The sequence below is a fragment of the Mycolicibacterium novocastrense genome (assembly GCF_001570485.1).
Taxonomy (GTDB): domain Bacteria; phylum Actinomycetota; class Actinomycetes; order Mycobacteriales; family Mycobacteriaceae; genus Mycobacterium; species Mycobacterium novocastrense.
The window spans coordinates 40,342-58,204 of sequence record NZ_BCTA01000019.1 but is presented as its reverse complement, the minus strand read 5'-3'; the positions used below and the strand labels follow the sequence as shown (position 1 = coordinate 58,204).

The following is a 17,863-nucleotide window of genomic DNA, read 5'->3' as shown; positions in this document are numbered from 1 at the left end:
CGACACGCTACGGGTCTCAAACTTACCGTGCCCCCGGTAGCTGCCCGTGCGCCGATTTCGAGCGGCGTGACGCCCGATCAGGGCATCCGCTCCTCGTCGAGATGCCCGCCGGATAGCCGGAGCCGCCGTTGCACGCCGATGTCGGTGAGGAAGCGCTCGTCGTGGCTGACGACGATGAACGCGCCCCGGTACGCGTTCAGCGCCGCCTGAAGCTGCCCGACGCTGACGAGGTCGAGGTTGTTGGTGGGCTCGTCGAGCAGAAGCAACTCGGGTGCCGGTTCGGCGAAAAGCACGCAGGCCAGCGTCGCGCGCAACCGCTCACCGCCGGACAGTGCACCCACCGGGAGCTGGAGGCCGTCGCCCTGAAAGAGAAACTGCGCCAGCAGGTGCATGCGGCGGGTGTGAGAAAGGCCCGGCGCGTATGCGGCGAGGCTCTCGGCGACCGTGTGGTGCGCATCGAGCAGGTCGAGCCGCTGCGACAGATACGCCACGCGGCCGTCACTGCGCTGCACGGTGCCGGCGTCCGGTGCCAGCTCTCCGGCAAGGATGCGCAGCAGCGTCGATTTTCCCGCCCCGTTGCGTCCGGTCAGCGCGATACGCTCGGGCCCACGCACCGACAGGTCGACTTCGTCGAGAAGCAGCGCCTCACCGGTCGAGACGCGTAACCCCTTGGCGTCGAGCACATCCCGGCCGGAAGGCACGTCGGTGTCGGGCAGGTCGAGTACAAGCGCGTCGTCGTCACGCACCGCCCGCTCCGCGTCGTTCAGGCGGGCCCTGGCCTCCGCGACTCGCTCGGCGTTCACGCCGTCGACGTGGCCCGCGGACTCTTGTGCCCGCCGTTTGCGGGCGCCCGCAACGATTTTCGGCAGCCCGGCGTCCTTGAGGTTGCGTGCCGCCGCGCCTGCCCGTCGCGCCGCGCGCTCACGGGCCTGCTGCATTTCGCGCTTCTCGCGCCTGAGCAGCTGTTGAGCGCTGCGGACATTGTTCTCGGCGACGCGCTGCTCGAGACTCACGGCCTCGGTGTATAGCGTGAAATTGCCACCGTAGGAGCGGATCTCGCTGCGGTGCAGCTCGGCGATGCGGTCCATCCGGTCGAGCAGCAGCCGATCGTGGCTGACCACCAGCAGGCAGCCCGCGAAGTCGTCGAGCACATCGTAGAGCCGGTGGCGGGCGTCGACGTCGAGGTTGTTCGTCGGCTCGTCGAGCAGCAATACGTCGGGCCGGTCCAGCAGCTGACCGGCGATGCCGATGCTGATGATCTCCCCACCCGACAGCGTGCCGAGCCGACGGTCGAGCGTGATGTGGCTCAGTCCGAGCCGATCCAGTTGCGCCCGCGTGCGCTCCTCGACGTCCCAGTCGTCGCCGATCGCGGCAAAGACGTCTGGTTCGGCGTTGCCGTCTGCCAGCGCGTCGAGCGCTTCGATGACCGATGCGACACCGAGCAGTTCGGCGACGGTGTGATGCGCGATGTACGGCAGCGTCTGCGGCAGATACCCGAGCCTGCCGTCGATGGTGACCGAACCCGCCGTCGGCGTCAACTCACCGGCGATCAGCTTGAGCAGCGCGCTTTTTCCTTCGCCGTTGGGGGCGACCAGACCGGTTCGCCCGTCGCCGACGGTGAAGGACAACCCGTCGAACAGCGGTGTGTCGTCGGGCCACGCGAAAGACAATTCGGAACAGACGATGGAAGACATGTGAGTGATCGCTTCGTGTTTCGCACGGAAAAAGGGGACGGCCGGATCCGGGCGGCACCCGGAGACGTCAACTCACATGCGTTCAGCGTAGGTGCGCGGTCAAGCGGTTAAATACCGGCGCAACACGTCGGTCGTCGCGGTGATCTTGTCGACGTCGACATGCTCGTCGACACGGTGCGCGAGGTTGGGGTCACCGGGGCCGTAGTTGACCGCGGGAACGCCGAGGGCGGCGAATCGCGACACGTCGGTCCAGCCGTACTTGGCCCGGACCTGCCCGCCCGCGGCAGCCACCAGCGCGGCCGCGGCGGGCTCGGTCAAGCCGGGCAGCGCGCCGGCGGCTGCGTCGGTCAGTTCGATTCTGACGTCGAGGCCGTCGAACACCTCGCGCACGTGGTTCAGCGCCTCGTCGACGCTGCGGTCGGGAGCGAACCGGAAGTTCACCGACACCGAGGCCGCATCGGGGATGACGTTGCCCGCGATACCGCCGTCGACGCGCACGGCGGACAGTCCTTCGCGGTAGGTGCAGCCGTCGATCTCCACGTTGCGGGCCCGATACGACGACAGCCGGTCCAGCACCGCGCCGAGTTTGTGAATCGCGTTGTCGCCCAACCACGACCGCGCCGAGTGGGCACGTGTGCCGCTCGCGCTGATCACCACGCGCAGCGTGCCCTGACAGCCGGCTTCGATATAGCCGTCGGAGGGCTCGCCGAGGATCGCGACGTCGGCCCGCAGCCAGTCGGGCAGTTCGGATTGGATGCGGTTCAGTCCGTTGGCCGACGCCTCGATCTCCTCGCAGTCATACATCACCAGCGTGATGTCGTGCGTCGGCTCGGCGACGGTGGCGGCCAGGTGCAGGAACACCGCATCGCCGGACTTCATGTCCGACGTGCCGCAGCCGTGCAGGACACCGTCGACGAGCCGGCTGGGCAGGTTGTCGGCGACGGGGACGGTGTCGAGGTGGCCGGCGAGCAGCACCCGCGACGGCAGCCCGAGGTTGGTGCGGGCCAGCACCGCGTCGGCGTTGCGGATCACCTCGAGGGAGGTCTGCTCACGCAGCGCGGCCTCGACCTCGTCGGCGATGCGCCGCTCGTGACGCGACTCGCTGGGGATGTCCACCAGCGCGGCGGTCAGCGCGATCGGATCACCGTGCAAATCGAGGCTCACAACGCTGACGTTAGTCTTTACCGCGTGACTTCTGCTGCAGGTATTGGGCTGGCGACGATCGCCGCCGACGGATCGGTCCTCGACACATGGTTCCCGGCACCCGAAATCGGGGCCGACGGCCCGTCGGGCACGGTGCGGCTGTCGGTGGCCGAGGTGCCCGAGGAGCTGGGCGTGCTGACCGGTCGCGACGAGGCTCGCGGTGTCGACATCGTGGCGGTCCGGACGGTGATCTCGTCGCTGGACGAGAAGGCCGCCGACGCCTATGACGGCTATCTGCGGTTGCACCTGCTCTCGCACCGGCTCGTCGCGCCGCACGGCCTGAACGCCGACGGCCTCTTCGGCGTGCTGACCAACGTCGTGTGGACCAACCACGGGCCGTGCGCGGTCGCCGGTTTCGAGACTGTGCGGGCGCGCCTGCGCGCACGGGGGCCGGTGGCCGTCTACGGCGTCGACAAGTTCCCGCGGATGGTCGACTACGTGCTGCCGACCGGCGTGCGCATCGCCGACGCCGATCGGGTTCGGCTCGGCGCGCACCTGGCCGAGGGCACGACCGTCATGCATGAGGGCTTCGTCAACTTCAACGCGGGCACGTTGGGCAGTTCGATGGTCGAGGGCCGGATCTCGGCGGGCGTGGTCGTCGACGACGGCACGGATCTCGGCGGTGGCGCGTCGATCATGGGGACGCTCTCGGGCGGCGGCAAGGAAGTGATCTCGGTGGGCAAGCGGTGCCTGCTGGGCGCCAATGCAGGGATCGGGATCTCGCTGGGCGACGACTGTGTGGTCGAGGCGGGTTTGTATGTCACGGCGGGCACCAAGGTGCAGACCGCCGACGGAAAGACCGTCAAGGCACGCGAGCTGTCGGGCGCCGACAATCTGCTGTTCCGGCGCAATTCGCTGTCGGGCGCCGTCGAGGTGGTCAAGCGCGACGGCACCGGCATCACGCTGAACGAGGCGCTGCACCAGAACTGAGGTACCTTCTCTGGCGCGAGCGCCCGCGTCTGTACGGCGACACACCGGCGTGCGCGTACATTTCTCGGTCGCTCGCGCTCAATCCGCCGCGGCGTTGGGCTTGAGCGGAGGACAGCGCCCGTCGACGACAGCCAACTCGAAGTGCCAGATCTCGTTGGCGTAGACCTGACACAGGCCGAACCTTCGGCCGTTGGCGATGAGCCACTTGTCCGCCTCGACGGGCCCGATGTCGACGGCTTCGCCCGTCACGTGCTTCGACTTCTCCGGTGAGGCCACGAATTCCCTTGTGGCTTGGACACTTCCGTACCTGACGACGCCGTCGTCGAACAGCCGCTCCTGAAAACCCTTCGATCGCCAACCGGACGTGATGCGCATCTTTATGCCGTCGGCCTCGGCTCTGCGCGCCGCCTTCTGCACCGCCTCGCGCAGCGCCGGGTCGAGCCACTTCACGATCGGGTGCTCGGCGTCGAACGGGCTGACCGTCTGGCCGTCGGGCAGCCAGCCGCCGACGGTGTCCTGCGCGGCGGGCCCGATACTCAGCGGTTCCTGGCCGACCACGGGAGCCGGGGGCGGCGGCTGCGGCGGTGCGCCACAGGCGGCGATTGCGCACACTGACGCCGCCACGAGCGTGCGCAAGATGCTGAGATTTCGCGGCGTGTCGTGTGCAGACCCGCACTCTCGCGTCACAGGGGCGCACGCTCGCGTCACAGGAGCGGGGGCGGTCAAGCGTCGGCGGCCAGGATGCAGAATTCGTTGCCCTCCGGATCGGCCAGCACGACCCAGCTGTCGTCGCCCTGGCCGATGTCGACGTGCCGCGCGCCGAGGCCCACGACCCGCTCGACTTCGGCCCGCTGATCGTCGGGGCGGAAGTCGAAGTGGATGCGGTTCTTGACGACCTTGTCGTCGGGCACCGCGAGGAACAGCCAGTTCGGGCCCGCGCCGGGCGGCGCGTGCAGCACGACGTCACCGTCGTCGTCGACGTCGTGGGGCCAGCCCAGCACCTGCGACCACCACCGGCCCAGCGCGGAGGCGTCGTGGGCGTCGATGCAGATCTCGTCGAACTCGAGTGTCACCGCGCCAACTCCTTCTTGAGCACCTTGCCCATCGCGTTGCGCGGCAACGAGTCCACCAGCCGCACCTCGCGGGGCCGCTTGTGTACCGAAAGCTGTTCGGCCACATACTCGATGAGCTCCTCGGGGGTGGCGTCACCGACGACGAACGCGACGATGCGCTGGCCGAGGTCCTCATCGGGCACACCGACGACCGCGACTTCCCGCACGCCGGGATGTCCGAGCAGCGCGGCCTCGATCTCGCCCGCACCCACCCGGAAGCCTCCGGTCTTGATCAGGTCGACGGATTCTCGTCCGACGATGCGGTGCATACCGTCGGCGTCGATCACCGCGACGTCGCCCGTGCGATACCAGCCGTCGGCGTCGAGCACTTCGGCGGTCGCATCGGGTCGGTTGAGGTAACCGTCGAACAATGTCTCACCCCGAACATGAAGCTGCCCAATGGTTTCGCCGTCGTGTGGCACCGCGCCACCGTGCTCGTCGACCAGACGGGTCTCGATACCACTCAGCGGCAGGCCCACCCACCCGGGCCTGCGCTCACCGTCGGCGCGGGTGCTGATCGTGATCAAGGACTCCGTCGAGCCGTAACGTTCGATGGGCCGGTGCCCGGTCCGTTCGACCAACTTGTCGAACACCGGCACCGGCAGCGGGGCGCTACCCGACACCAGCATCCGCGCCGACGCCAGCGCCGCTGCCGCCTCCGCGTCGTCGGCCACCCGCGACCACACCGTCGGCACCCCGAAATACAGCGATCCGCCGGCCGCCGCGTAGTTCTGTGGACTGGGTTTTCCCGTGTGCACGAACCGGTTTCCGATGCGCAGGGATCCGAGCAGGCCGAGGATCAACCCGTGCACGTGATACAGCGGCAGGCCGTGCACCAGGATGTCATCGGACGTCCACTGCCACGCCTCGGCGAGCGCATCGATGTCGGCGGTGATCGCGCGGCGGCTGACGATGACACCCTTGGGCGGGCCGGTCGTGCCGGAGGTGTAGATGACCAGCGCCGGCGACTCGGCCGGCGGTTCGGCGTAGCGGTGCCACGAGCGTGCGTGCAGCCGCACCGGCACGTGCTGCAGCCCGTCGGTCTCCGCCGGCTTCTCCCCCAGCCACGCTTGGGCAGCGGAGTCACCCAGGATGTGCCTGCGCTCGGCGGCGCCGACATCGGCGGGCACCGGGACGACGGGCACACCGGCGATCAGGCAACCCGTCACCGCCAGCACGGTCTGAACGGTCGGGGTGGCCAACACGGCGACTCGGTGCGCTCCGGCGACACGTTCGGCCACCGACGTCGCGGCGCCCAGCAGATCGCTGCGCGACAGCTGCGCCCCATCGATGCGGACCGCGTCCTCGATGTCGGCACCACCGGCGACCGCGGCGGGGTTGAGCGAAGACAGCAGCATAAGCAGCGAGGTTACCCATATCGGCTCGGCGATACTGGGCGCGTGACCCACATTGAGCGGCTGGCCTCGCGCGAGGTCTACCGGAACAACTGGATGGCGCTGCGTGAGGACGACATCCGCCGACCCGACGGCAGCGACGGGATCTACGCGGTCGTGGACAAGCCGACGTATGCCCTGGTGATCGCGCGTGACGGCGACCGGTTCCGGCTGGTCGAGCAGTACCGCTATCCGCTGGGGCTACGGCGCTGGGAGTTTCCGCAGGGCACCGCACCGGACCAGAAGGACCTCGCGCCCGCCGACCTGGCGGCGCGCGAACTGCGCGAGGAGACGGGTCTGCGCGCGTCGGAGCTGGTGCGACTGGGATTGCTGGACGTGGCGCCGGGCATGAGCAGCCAGCGCGGCTGGGTGTTCCTGGCGACGGGCATCACCGAGGGTGAGCACGACCGCGAGCACGAGGAACAGGACATGCACAGCGAATGGTTCACCCGCAGCGAGGTCGAGCAGATGATGCGCGACGGGGTGATCACCGACGCGCAGTCGATCGCGGCGTGGACGCTGTTGGTGCTGTCGGGGCGGTAACGGATGCGGTGCCGATCGACTTCGAACCGCGAGCCCTGCTGGTTCGTGTAACAAGTAGGAGCGATCGGAGGAGGTGACACGATGACCGCAATCTACGGGATGATGGCGATGATGCCGTTGGTGTTCGGCGGCGCCGGCTACTTCCTCGTGTCCTCCGCCGGCTGCGGCGAGACCCGCAACCACCCACCGCGGTGACCGACCGGTGCGGGTGATCGGCGCGAGCCCGCGGATCGAGACCATTCCGTGACGGTGTCGTAGCCTTCGGCAAACCGTGTCGCGAGGGGTTGGGCGAATTGGGCTCAGTAGTGTTCACGACATGTCCGCCCGTGCCCTGAGCAGTGCGCTGTTGGGGCTGACATGTGCTGCGGCCGGGAGCCTTTCGATACTGCCGACGGCCGGCGCAGCGAACCCGGCGTGGAACGGGCGCTACGAGATCGTCACCTATGCGTCGGACAAGATGGGCACCAGTATCGCCGCCGCTCAATCCGAACCCGACTTCAGCGCGCAGTACGTCCTGGCGACCGACTGCTCGGCGGGACTGTGCGTCGCAACCGTCGTGTCGGGGCCCGCGCCGAGCAATCCCACCATCCCGCAACCGGTCCGGTACACGTGGGACGGGGCGCGATGGCAGTACGCCTACAACTGGCAGTGGGAGTGTTTCCGCGGTGACGGCGTTCCCAGCGAGTACGCACCGGCCCGGTCACGCGTGTTCTACGCCCCCGACATCGACGGACAGCTGTTCGGGACCTGGCAGACCGAAATCATGGGCGGGGCATGCCGCGGGACGGTCGTGATGCCGGTCGCCGCCCGTCCCGTCGGTTCGCCCGGTATCCCAGTCGGCGTGGCACTTTAAGCACCGCGACGTTCGGCCAGCGCCCGCAGGAAGAACATCAGGTTGGCGGGCCGCTCTGCGAGTCTGCGCACGAAGTACCCGTACCACTGGACGCCGAACGGCACGTACACCCGCACATGGTTGCCCGCATCGGCCAACCTGCGCTGCTCGGCATCACGGATGCCGTACAGCATCTGGTATTCGAAATCGTCTCGGCCGCGACCGCTCTCGGTGGCCAGCGCGGGTACGGCCGCGATGACGGCCGGGTCGTGCGAGGCCACCATCGGGTAGGTGTCCCCAGCCATCAGCACCCGAAGGCAGCGCAGGTAGGAGTCGGTGATGTCGTCGCGGTCTCGGTAGGCCACCGACATCGGTTCGTGGTAAGCCCCTTTGCACAGGCGGATTCGCGCAGCGCCCGATGCCGCGAACTCCCGGCAGTCGGCGTGCGTGCGCTTGAGATGTGCCTGCAAAACCGTTCCGAGCCAGCCGAACTCGGTGCGCAGATCGCGCACGATCGACAGGGTCGAATCGGTGGTGGTGTGGTCCTCGGCGTCCACCGTCACCCACACCCCGATGCGCTGCGCCCGTTCACAGATGGTGTGGGCGTTCTCGAGTGCGATCTTCTCACCGTCGCGGGCCAACGCCTGCCCCAGCGCCGACAACTTCAACGAGACCTCCAGCGGTCGCACGATGGCCGGTTCCTCGTCGCGCCGCGCGAGTCCGTCGAGCAGCGTCAGATACGCGTGCACATTCTCGGTCGCGGCGTCGGCATCGGTCACGTCCTCACCGAGGTGGTCGATCGACACGAGGCGACCCGAGTCGCGCAACCGCACAACCGCATCGAGCGCATCGTCCACGCTCTCCCCCGGTACGAACCGGTGGACGACATCCCGTGTCAGCGGAAACCGCTCGGCGGTTCTTCGCAGACCGTCCCTTCGGCCGGCGGCCATGATCGCCGGTCGCGCGACGCGTGCGAAGACCTCCATCACTGCGCCATGTGTGGATAGTTGTGGTCCGTCGGAGGCACCAGGGTTTCCTTGATCGACCGCGCCGACGTCCAGCGCAACAGGTTCAGCGCCGACCCGGCCTTGTCGTTGGTACCCGACGCCCGCGACCCGCCGAAGGGCTGCTGCCCGACCACGGCGCTGGTCGGCTTGTCGTTGATGTAGAAGTTGCCCGCGGCGTGGCGCAGCCGCCGTTGGGCCTGCAGCACCGCCGAGCGGTCGTCGGCGATGACCGCACCGGTCAACGCGTACGTCGCGCCGGTGTCGACGACGTCGAGGATGCGGTCGTATTCGTCGTCCGGGTAGACGTGAACCGCGAGGATCGGCCCGAAATACTCGGTGCGGAAGGACTCGTCGGTCGGGTCGTCAGACAGCAGCACGGTCGGGCGGACGAAATAACCTTCCGTGTCGTCGTATTCACCACCAACGGCGATGGTCACGTGCGCGGTCTTGGCTCTCTCGATCGCCTTGACGTTCTTGGTGAACGCCCGGTCGTCGATCAGCGCACCACCGAAGTTGCTCAGGTCGGTCACGTCTCCGTAGCGCAATTCCTCTGTCGCCGAGAGAAAATCGTCACCCATCTGCTGCCACACCGAACGCGCGATGAATGCCCGCGACGCCGCCGAGCACTTCTGGCCCTGATAGTCGAACGCGCCGCGGATCAGCGCGGTGCGCAGCACGTCGGGTTGCGCGCTGGCGTGGGCGACGACGAAGTCCTTGCCGCCCGTCTCGCCGACCAGGCGCGGGTAGCCGTGGTAGCGGTCGATGTTGTTGCCCACCTCGCGCCACAGATGCTGGAACGTCGTGGTCGACCCGGTGAAGTGGATGCCGGCCAGCCGTGGATCCGACAACGCCACCTCCGAGACCGCCACGCCGTCCCCGGTGAGCAGGTTGATGACCCCGGGCGGCAGACCGGCCTGCTCCAGCAGCTGCATCGTGAGGTAGGCCGCGAAGGTCTGGGTGGGCGAAGGCTTCCAGATCACGGTGTTGCCCATCAGCGCAGGTGCCGTGGGCAGGTTGCCTGCTATCGCGGTGAAGTTGAACGGGGTTATCGCGTAGATGAACCCGTCGAGCGGCCGGTAGTCGGTGCGGTTCCAGACCCCGCGCACGCTGATCGGTTGTTGCGCAAGGATCTTTCGTGCGAACGAGACGTTGAACCGCCAGAAGTCGACGAGCTCGCAGGCCGCGTCGATCTCGGCCTGATACGCCGACTTGGATTGCCCGAGCATGGTGGCCGCGCAGAGCTTTTCGCGCCACGGGCCGGCGAGGAGGTCGGCGGCCCTCAGCAATACCGCGGCCCGTTCGTCGAACGGGGTGGCCTCCCATTGCGCCTTGGCGGCCGTCGCGGCCTCGATGGCGGCGACGGCGTCGGCGTGGGTGGCGTTGGTGAGGGTGCCCAGCCGTCCGGCAGGGTCGGTGTGACGGTGCGGCTGCACCACGTCGATGCGGTTGCCGTCGCCCATCCGGTGCCGGCCGCCGATCACGTGCGGCAGATCGACGGGGTCGGCGGCGACGGAGGTCAGTGCCTCGATGAGCCGGGTCCGTTCACCCGAGCCCGGCGCGTAATCGTGAACCGGCTCGTTCGCCGGCAGCGGCACGTCGGTGATGGCATCCATGACGGAATGATGCTCGGCCACGACACGTGATCCGATGGCTGATCCGACAATGCTGTCGCCGATCTATAGTCGGATCAGACAAAGGGGCATGTCATGGAGTCTCGGACCGCCGGCCTCGGGCTCGGCCAGCTACTGCTGGCGTTGGACCGAACCATGGTGACGCTTGTCGAGGCGCCGCGCGGCCTGGACATGCCCGTCGCCTCGGTCGCGCTGGTCGACGCCGATGATGTACGGCTGGGCCTGGCCGTCGGACCCGGTTCGGCGGACCTGTTCTTCCTGCTCGGTGTCGACGACGTGGATGCGGTGCGCTGGCTCGAGCGGCAGTTCTCGGGCACCGGCCGGGTGCCCACGGCGATCTTCGTCAAGGAACCGTCGCCCGCCGCGGTGGAGCGGGCGGTCGCGCTGGGCACCGCGGTGGTCGCCGTCGAACCCCAGGCCCGCTGGGAGTCCCTGTACAAGTTGGTGAACCATGCGTTCGACCATCACGGCGACCATGGCGACCCGCACCACGATCCGGGCACCGACCTGTTCGGGTTGGCCCAGTCGATGGCCGACCGCACCCGCGGCATGATCAGCATCGAAGACGAAGACTCCCATGTGCTGGCGTATTCGGCGTCCAGCGACGAGGCCGACGAACTACGAAGGCTGACCATCCTCGGCCGCGCCGGCCCGCCCGAGCACCTGGCCTGGCTCGCCCAGTGGGGGATCTTCGACGCCCTGCGTTCGGGCACCGACGTCGTGCGCGTCGACCAACGACCGGAGTTGGGGCTGCGACCACGCCTGGCCGTCGGCATCCACCTTCCCGATGCGAAAGCCGGCCGATTCGCCGGAACGGTTTGGCTGCAACAGGGTTCGGCTCCGCTGGCCGATGATGTCGAGGAGGTGCTGCGTGGCGGGGCCGTATTGGCGGCACGAATCATGTCGCGACTGTCGGCCTCGCCGTCCACACACACCAGACACGTGCAGGAGCTGCTCGGGCTGTCCGGCGACTCGGTCGACGTCGCGGCCGTCGCACGCGAACTCGGTATCGAAGTCGAGGCACGAAGTGCACTCATCGGGTTCGTCGATCCCGCCGGAACCACGCCGGCGAACGTGATCTCCCTGAGCGCCAGCGCTTTTCGGCCCGATGCGCAGGTCACGTCGAGCAGTGGGCGAGTCTATGTCCTGCTGCCCAAGATCGGTGCGCCGTCGTCGGTGATGTCCTGGGTGCGCGGTGTCGTGGCGACACTCGATCGCGAACTGGGGCTGTCGCTGCGGGCCGTCGTCGCCGCCCCGCTCGCCGGGCTGGCGGCCACCGCGACCGCGCGCGCCGAGGTGGACCGCGTCTTCGACAGTGCACAGCGCCATCCCGGGGCGATCGGGCACGTCGCGTCGCTCGATGACGCGCGTACCACCGTGCTCCTCGACGAGATCGTGTCCCGGATCGGTCAACGCCTCGTCGACCCTCGGATACGTCAACTGCGCGAACAGGATCCGGTGCTCGCCGAAACGCTGGGGGCCTACCTCGACGGGTTCGGCGACATCACCGCGGTCGCCCAGCGGTTGCACGTGCATCCGAACACGGTGCGCTACCGCATCCGTCGCGTTGAGAAGCTGTTGTCGACGTCGCTGAACGACCCCGACGACCGGCTGGTGCTCGCACTCGGCTTACGCGCGACGGAGTCCTAGGCCGTAAGGCGCTGTGCCGCAGCGGAAATACGCTCGTCGGTCGCGGTCAGCGCGATCCGCACGTGCTTGGTCCCGCGGGCGCCGTAGAACTCGCCGGGAGCGACGAGGATGCCGCGCTGGGCCAGCCAGGCGGCGGTGTCACGGCAAGGTTCACCGCGCGTCGCCCACAGATACAACCCGGCCTCGGAGTCTTCGACGGTCAAGCCGGCCGAACGCACGGCGGGAAGCAGGATCTCGCGCCGTTTCTGGTAGCGGGCCCGTTGCTCGCGTTCGTGCTCGTCGTCGTCGAGCGCGGCGACCATCGCGCCCTGCACCGGCGTCGGCACCATCATTCCGGCGTGCTTGCGAACGGCCAGCAGCTCCGAGACGATGCTCGGGTCTCCCGCGACGAAGCCGGCCCGGTATCCGGCCAGCGACGACGTCTTCGAGAGCGAATGTACGGCCAGCAGCCCGGTGTGGTCCCCGTCGCAGACCGACGGATGCAGCACCGACAGCGGTTGGGCGTCCCAGCCCAGCCCGAGGTAGCACTCGTCGGAGGCGACCAGGACGCCGCGCTCCCGCGCCCAGCCGACCACCTTGCGCAGATGGTCGACGCCGAGCACCTTGCCCGTCGGGTTGCTCGGCGAGTTCAAATACACCAGGGCCGGGTTCTGCGGACCGAGCTGTGTCAGGGAATCGGCTCGCACGATCCGCGCGCCCGCCAGCCGCGCACCGACGTCGTAGGTGGGATACGCCAGTTCGGGCGCGACCACAGCGTCGTCGGGACCCAGCCCCAACAACGTCGGCAGCCAGGCGATGAGCTCCTTGGTTCCGATCACCGGCAGCACGGCGTCGGGCGAGAGGTCCGTGATGCCGTAGCGGCGCGCCAGCGCGTTCACGGCGGCCTCCCGCAGCGCGGCCGTGCCGGCGGTGGTCGGGTAGCCGGGCGAGGCACTGGCCGCCGCGAGCGCATCGCGGATGGCCGGTGCCACCGGGTCCACCGGGGTGCCTACCGAAAGGTCCACGATGCCGTCCGGGTGTGCGCGCGCCAGCGCGGTCACATCGGCCAGGGTGTCCCAGGGAAACGCCGGCAGCGACGCGCTACGAGGCTGACGCGCCGCTCGGCTGCGCTGCACGGGCGGCTGCACACTGCGCCCTGCGTGAGTCGTTATCAGTCCTCACCTTGCGGCGGCATGCTCTTGACCGGCTCCGGGTCGTTGTCGGTCTGACCCACCTTCGACGCGCCACCGGGCGAACCCAGCTCGTTGAAGAAGTCGGCGTTGATCTGCGTGTAGCTGCTCCACTGATCGGGCACGTCATCTTCGTAGTAGATGGCCTCGACGGGGCACACCGGTTCGCAGGCACCGCAGTCCACGCACTCATCCGGGTGGATGTAGAGCATGCGAGCGCCCTCGTAGATGCAGTCGACTGGGCATTCCTCGATACACGCCTTGTCTTTGACGTCGACACAAGGTTCGGCAATGACGTACGTCACCGTGTTCTCCTCAAGGTCTCCTCGATCTCCTGTCCGGTGGGCTGCCGTACGGGGTGGGCATCCAAGGTCAGCCGCAAGTATCCGTGGTCGATACTTGGACGGTCGTCTCAGTGTGCCCTAACTTCACGCGCATCCCTGTAAGGGTTGCGCGTGGTTACTGATACTAAACGTCGCACATACAACTGCCTAGCGGACACCCCTCACTGCCCACCCACCTTTGACGACGGTGCGTGTTTGTTGCCGACATGCCGCCGTTCAGCAGCCTTTTGCGCACGCTCACTGCGGCTCGGCCTTGCTATACCTGCGTGATGGAACGTTGCGCCCCGCCCGTCGACCCGACCGCCGTCCTCCATGTCCGACAACTGACGGCCGCCGAGGTCGACGCCGTACGCGCCACCAAGCGCGTCTTCAAGGAGAGTGCGTGGGACGAATGGCGCACCACGCAACCGCTCGGCTTCGAGGGGCCGAACCAGCAGTTCGAAGTCCAGGCCGATTTCGCGACCGACCTGGTTTCTGTGCCGGGCGTGGTCGCCTGGTTCGTGCCCCGCGCCGGGCGCTATGCGCGCGCGGCCGTCCTCCACGACTATTTGTGGCGGTTTCCAGAACGCACGGGATGTGACCGTCGCACCGCCGACTATCGCTTCCGCCTCCAGATGCAGCGTGACGGCGTGAGCCTGCTGCGGCGCTGGATCATCTGGGCGACGGTGCGACTGTCCGCGATCCTGCAGGGCAAGGGGGGCGCCGGCTGGTGGAAGGACGTGCCGGGTGCGGTTCTGCTGGTGCTGCTGGTCGCGGCGCCGATCGTCGTCCTGCCCGCCCTCGCGATACTGGTCTCGACGGTGGTGTTCTGGCTTCTCGAGTCGGCCATCGCGGTGGTGGTGCCCGACGAGGCACCCCCACCGCTGCAGTTCAAGACCTGACGGGTCAGGCCTGCTTGAGGGCCTCGATCTCGAGGGTGACGGTCACTTTGTCACCGACAACCGCGCCGCCGGTCTCGAGCGGCATGTCGATGTCGATCCCGAAGTCTCTGCGGTTCAGCACAACTGAGCCCTCGAAGCCTGCGACCTCGCCCTGTCCCGCGCCGGGGTTGACACCGTTGAACTCGACTTCCAGGGTGATCGGTTTGGTGACGCCCTTGAGTGTGAAGTCGCCATCGACGAGGTAGGTGTCACCGTTGGGCCGCACACCGGTCGAGGTGAAGGTGGCGATCGGATACTTGGCGGTGTCAAAAAAGTCGCCCGACTTGAGGTGGCCGTCGCGTTGCTCGTTGCGGGTGTTGACAGAGTCGACCTTGATTTCGGCGGTGACCGAGGGGGTCCCGTCTTCGGCGACCGTGATCGCACCGCTGAAGTCGTCGAACGTACCGCGCACCTTGCTCACCATCATGTGGCGTACGGAGAACCCCACGGTCGAGTGCACGGGGTCGATGGCCCAGGTGCCGACAGAAAGGGGGGTCTTGACTGCTGTGGTCATATTCGTTGCTCCTTCGTTTCGTTTTGGCCTTCATAGGCGTAAGCGGACTACAGTCCGTATTTATTCCCCTAGCCCCTCTCCAGCCGCGAGCGACCGCCGAATACCACGGAAACGCGGCGTGTCGGGGATCAGACGCGGTCGCTCGCGGCCTGGAAGCTCGCGGCCTGGAAGCTCGCGCGGGAATGAGGGCTAGGCGGCGAGGGGGGCGTACGTCGTGGAACGCTGGCGCGCCGGGCGGCCAATACCCTCGGCGATCGAGACGAGTTCCTCGACGGTCTTGTAGGAACCGAACTCCGAACCGGCCATCCGCGAGATCGTCTCCTCCATCAGCGTGCCGCCGAGGTCGTTGGCGCCGCCGGTGAGCATCACCTGGGTGCGCTCGACGCCGAGTTTGACCCAGCTGGTCTGGATGTTGGAGATCCGGCCGTGCAGCATGATTCGCGCGAGCGCGTGCACGGCGCGGTTGTCTCTGTGCGTCGGGCCCGGCCGCGCACCGCCCGCCAGGTACAGCGGCGAGCTCTGATGCACGAATGGCAGCGGCACGAACTCCGTGAAACCGCCCGTACGATCCTGGATTTCGCGCAACACCCGTAGGTGGCCGACCCAGTGCCGCGGCTGGTCGACGTGGCCGTACATCATCGTCGAACTGGATCGCAGCCCGACCTCGTGGGCGGTGGTCACCACCTCGATCCACATCGATGTCGGCAGCTTGCCCTTCGTCAGCACCCAACGCACTTCGTCGTCGAGAATCTCGGCCGCGGTGCCCGGGATGCTGCCCAGCCCCGCCTCGCGCAACGACGTCAACCACTCGCGGATCGACAGCCCGCTGCGGGTGACGCCGTTAGCGATCTCCATCGGCGAGAACGCGTGTACGTGCATCGACGGCACCCGCTTACGCACCGCGCGCACCAGATCGGCGTATCCGGTGACGGGCAGTTCGGGGTCGATACCGCCCTGCATGCACACCTCGGTCGCGCCCGCGACGTGCGCCTCCCACGCCCGGTCGGCGACCTCGTCCACCGACAGCGAGTACGCGTCGGCGTCGCCCTTGCGCTGCGCGAAGGCGCAGAACCGGCAGCCGGTGTAGCAGATGTTGGTGAAGTTGATGTTGCGGTTGACGACGAACGTGACGTCCTCGCCGACGGCGTCGCGACGCAACGAATCGGCAAGCGCGGCAACGGCATCCAATGCGGGACCGTCGGCGCACGCCAGCGCCAGGTACTCGTCGTCCGACAGCCCGGCTGGATCGCGCTCGGCGGCGCGCAACGCCGCCAGCACGTCGGTGTCGATGCGTTCGGGCGCCCTGGCCGCGAGTTCGGAGATCTTCTCGCGGATCGACTCCCAGTCACCGAATGCGCTATCGAGGTCGCTGCGGGTCTCGGTGAGCCGGCCGGCATCATCGATTGCGGAGTGAAGATCGGTGCGGCCCAACGACTCCGACGCCTCATCGGGCTCCTGCCACGGGCGCCCGACAGGGTTGACATCCAGCGCGAAACCGGTGTCGGGGTCGGCCAGCGCGTCGACGTGGCCCCGCACCCGCGGGTCGATCCACGCCGCACCCGCCTGGACGTACTGCGGCTGCGCGGTGAGCCGCTGCACCAGGTCGTATCCGGCGTCGGCGGTCACCGCGGCCAACTCGTCGAGCGCAGGCCACGGACGTTCGGGGTTGACGTGGTCGGGGGTCAGCGGCGAGACACCGCCCCAGTCGTCGACCCCGGCCCCGACCAGGGCCAGGCACTCGTTGCGCGACACCAGGTTCGGCGGCGCCTGAACCCGCATCTTGGGCCCCAGCACCAGCCGGGTGACGGCGATGGTCGCCAGGAAGTCCTCGAACTCCGCATCGGGCGACGAGGCCATCGCGGTGTGGTCCTTGGCCCGGAAGTTCTGCACGATCACTTCCTGAACGTGGCCGAACTCCTTGTGTGACCGGCGAATAGCGTGGATGGTCTCGGCCCGCTCGACAAGCGTCTCCCCGATCCCGACCAGCAGGCCCGTGGTGAACGGGATCGACAACCGGCCCGCGTCGGCCAGCGTCCGCAGCCGAACTTCGGGGTCCTTGTCCGGGCTTCCGTAATGAGCGGCACCGCGCGTCTCATACAGCCGCCGCGAGGTGGTCTCGAGCATCATCCCCATCGACGGCGCGACCGGCTTGAGCCGGGACAACTCCGACCAACTCATCACGCCGGGGTTCAGATGCGGAAGCAGCCCGGTCTCTTCGAGGACGCGGATCGCCATCGCGCGCACATAGTCCAGCGTCGAGTCATACCCTCGCTCGTCGAGCCACTGACGGGCTTCGTCCCACCGTGCCTCCGGGCGGTCACCAAGCGTGAACAACGCTTCCTTACAACCCATTTGCGCCCCGCGCCGCGCGACGTCGAGGATCTCGTCGGGCTCCATGTACATGCCCTTGCCCTGCGCACGCAGCCGGCCCGGAACGGTGACGAACGTGCAGTAGTGGCAGGTGTCGCGGCACAGATGCGTGACGGGGATGAACACCTTGCGCGAGTAGCTGACCGGGAGCCGTCCCGAGGGCCCGCGCCGCCCCGCCGCCTCGAGTCCGGCATCACGCACCCGTGAGGCGCTGGCGCACAGGTCGGCGAGGTCGTCGCCGCGGGCGGTCATCGCGATCGCGGCTTCCTCGACGTTGAGCGCCACCCCGTCGCGTGCGCGGCGCAGCACCCGCCGCAGAGCCGCAGGACTGGGCTGATCGGGTTTCGGTGGTATCGCCGGGCTGGGCAGATCGGCGCCGTGCTGGGGGTTCAGAGCCACTCCCGTATAACCCCGCGCTCGTTGAGGATCATCCGCACGTCTCACTTTCTGAAACATCGGCGCCTGACATATCGGCAACAGTAGTCCGCACGGTGGTATCGGCGGCACGCTGCCGTCGGATCGGCGGACGGCAGCAAACTCGCGTCGCCAT

The 17,863-nt window shown here is 68.1% G+C and carries 16 protein-coding genes; 5 read left to right on the top strand and 11 right to left on the bottom strand.

The window, feature by feature from the left end; translation table 11 throughout:
- Window positions 1–77: 77 nt before the first annotated feature.
- Together RMCN_RS05925 and dapE are read right to left on the bottom strand one after the other, a co-directional pair.
- A complete protein-coding gene (locus RMCN_RS05925; RefSeq protein ID WP_067387813.1) occupies window positions 78–1,694 on the bottom strand; it encodes an ABC-F family ATP-binding cassette domain-containing protein in 1,617 nt (538 codons plus the stop codon).
- Window positions 1,695–1,793: 99 nt separating this feature from the next.
- Window positions 1,794–2,858 carry a succinyl-diaminopimelate desuccinylase gene (gene dapE, locus RMCN_RS05920; protein ID WP_067387812.1) on the bottom strand — a complete coding sequence of 355 codons (1,065 nt, stop codon included), beginning with the start codon at window positions 2,856–2,858 and terminating at the stop codon, window positions 1,794–1,796.
- 24 nt (window positions 2,859–2,882) lie between these two features.
- Here dapE and dapD point away from each other — a divergent pair, with 24 nt between their 5' ends.
- Window positions 2,883–3,827, top strand: coding sequence for a 2,3,4,5-tetrahydropyridine-2,6-dicarboxylate N-succinyltransferase (gene dapD / locus RMCN_RS05915; RefSeq protein WP_067387811.1), 945 nt, complete (start codon window positions 2,883–2,885; stop codon window positions 3,825–3,827).
- A gap of 78 nt (window positions 3,828–3,905) precedes the next feature.
- On the opposite strand, the gene RMCN_RS05910 is transcribed toward dapD, so the two are convergent.
- From RMCN_RS05910 to RMCN_RS05900, 3 genes are all read right to left on the bottom strand, one after another.
- Window positions 3,906–4,466, bottom strand: coding sequence for a M15 family metallopeptidase (locus RMCN_RS05910; protein WP_067387829.1), 561 nt, complete (start codon window positions 4,464–4,466; stop codon window positions 3,906–3,908).
- Between the two features lie 83 nt (window positions 4,467–4,549).
- Window positions 4,550–4,900: a VOC family protein gene (locus RMCN_RS05905; RefSeq protein WP_067387810.1), complete on the bottom strand. Its 351-nt coding sequence runs from the start codon at window positions 4,898–4,900 to the stop codon at window positions 4,550–4,552.
- Window positions 4,897–6,297: an acyl-CoA synthetase gene (locus RMCN_RS05900; RefSeq protein ID WP_067387809.1), complete on the bottom strand. Its 1,401-nt coding sequence runs from the start codon at window positions 6,295–6,297 to the stop codon at window positions 4,897–4,899. Before RMCN_RS05900 ends, RMCN_RS05905 begins: the two co-directional genes overlap by 4 nt.
- 93 nt (window positions 6,298–6,390) lie before the next feature.
- Between RMCN_RS05900 and RMCN_RS05895 the strand changes: the two genes are divergently transcribed.
- Both RMCN_RS05895 and RMCN_RS05890 read left to right on the top strand, forming a co-directional pair.
- Entirely contained in the window at window positions 6,391–6,876 is a 486-nt protein-coding gene (locus RMCN_RS05895) for an NUDIX domain-containing protein (RefSeq protein ID WP_084377204.1), read from the top strand.
- 316 nt (window positions 6,877–7,192) lie between these two features.
- Window positions 7,193–7,729, top strand: a complete 537-nt coding sequence (locus RMCN_RS05890; RefSeq protein WP_067387807.1) for an Rv2253 family sensor-like surface protein — start codon at window positions 7,193–7,195, stop codon at window positions 7,727–7,729.
- Here RMCN_RS05890 and RMCN_RS05885 read toward each other — a convergent pair.
- Both RMCN_RS05885 and pruA read right to left on the bottom strand, forming a co-directional pair.
- Complete coding sequence (locus RMCN_RS05885) at window positions 7,726–8,694, bottom strand: proline dehydrogenase family protein (RefSeq protein ID WP_067387806.1); 969 nt, start codon at window positions 8,692–8,694, stop codon at window positions 7,726–7,728. The two genes, RMCN_RS05890 and RMCN_RS05885, sit on opposite strands and share 4 nt — an antisense overlap.
- Complete coding sequence (pruA, locus tag RMCN_RS05880; RefSeq protein WP_067387805.1) at window positions 8,694–10,328, bottom strand: L-glutamate gamma-semialdehyde dehydrogenase; 1,635 nt, start codon at window positions 10,326–10,328, stop codon at window positions 8,694–8,696. Before pruA ends, RMCN_RS05885 begins: the two co-directional genes overlap by 1 nt.
- Window positions 10,329–10,421: 93 nt before the next feature.
- Here pruA and RMCN_RS05875 point away from each other — a divergent pair, with 93 nt between their 5' ends.
- Window positions 10,422–11,996 (top strand): PucR family transcriptional regulator, encoded by a 1,575-nt coding sequence (locus RMCN_RS05875; protein WP_067387804.1) that lies wholly within the window; start codon window positions 10,422–10,424, stop codon window positions 11,994–11,996.
- Here the strand turns inward: RMCN_RS05875 and dapC are convergent.
- Window positions 11,993–13,111 (bottom strand): succinyldiaminopimelate transaminase, encoded by a 1,119-nt coding sequence (gene dapC / locus RMCN_RS05870; protein WP_067387803.1) that lies wholly within the window; start codon window positions 13,109–13,111, stop codon window positions 11,993–11,995. The two genes, RMCN_RS05875 and dapC, sit on opposite strands and share 4 nt — an antisense overlap.
- Before the next feature lie 35 nt (window positions 13,112–13,146).
- Entirely contained in the window at window positions 13,147–13,470 is a 324-nt protein-coding gene (fdxA, locus tag RMCN_RS05865) for a ferredoxin (RefSeq protein WP_064348634.1), read from the bottom strand.
- A gap of 245 nt (window positions 13,471–13,715) precedes the next feature.
- Between fdxA and RMCN_RS05860 the strand changes: the two genes are divergently transcribed.
- Window positions 13,716–14,390: a DUF1353 domain-containing protein gene (locus RMCN_RS05860; protein ID WP_084377198.1), complete on the top strand. Its 675-nt coding sequence runs from the start codon at window positions 13,716–13,718 to the stop codon at window positions 14,388–14,390.
- Between the two features lie 4 nt (window positions 14,391–14,394).
- Here the strand turns inward: RMCN_RS05860 and RMCN_RS05855 are convergent, their stop codons facing one another.
- Together RMCN_RS05855 and RMCN_RS05850 are read right to left on the bottom strand one after the other, a co-directional pair.
- Window positions 14,395–14,943 carry a YceI family protein gene (locus tag RMCN_RS05855; protein WP_067387802.1) on the bottom strand — a complete coding sequence of 183 codons (549 nt, stop codon included), beginning with the start codon at window positions 14,941–14,943 and terminating at the stop codon, window positions 14,395–14,397.
- A 189-nt stretch (window positions 14,944–15,132) separates the two neighbouring features.
- Window positions 15,133–17,712 (bottom strand): bifunctional FO biosynthesis protein CofGH, encoded by a 2,580-nt coding sequence (locus RMCN_RS05850; protein ID WP_067387801.1) that lies wholly within the window; start codon window positions 17,710–17,712, stop codon window positions 15,133–15,135.
- Between the last annotated feature and the right edge of the window lie 151 nt (window positions 17,713–17,863).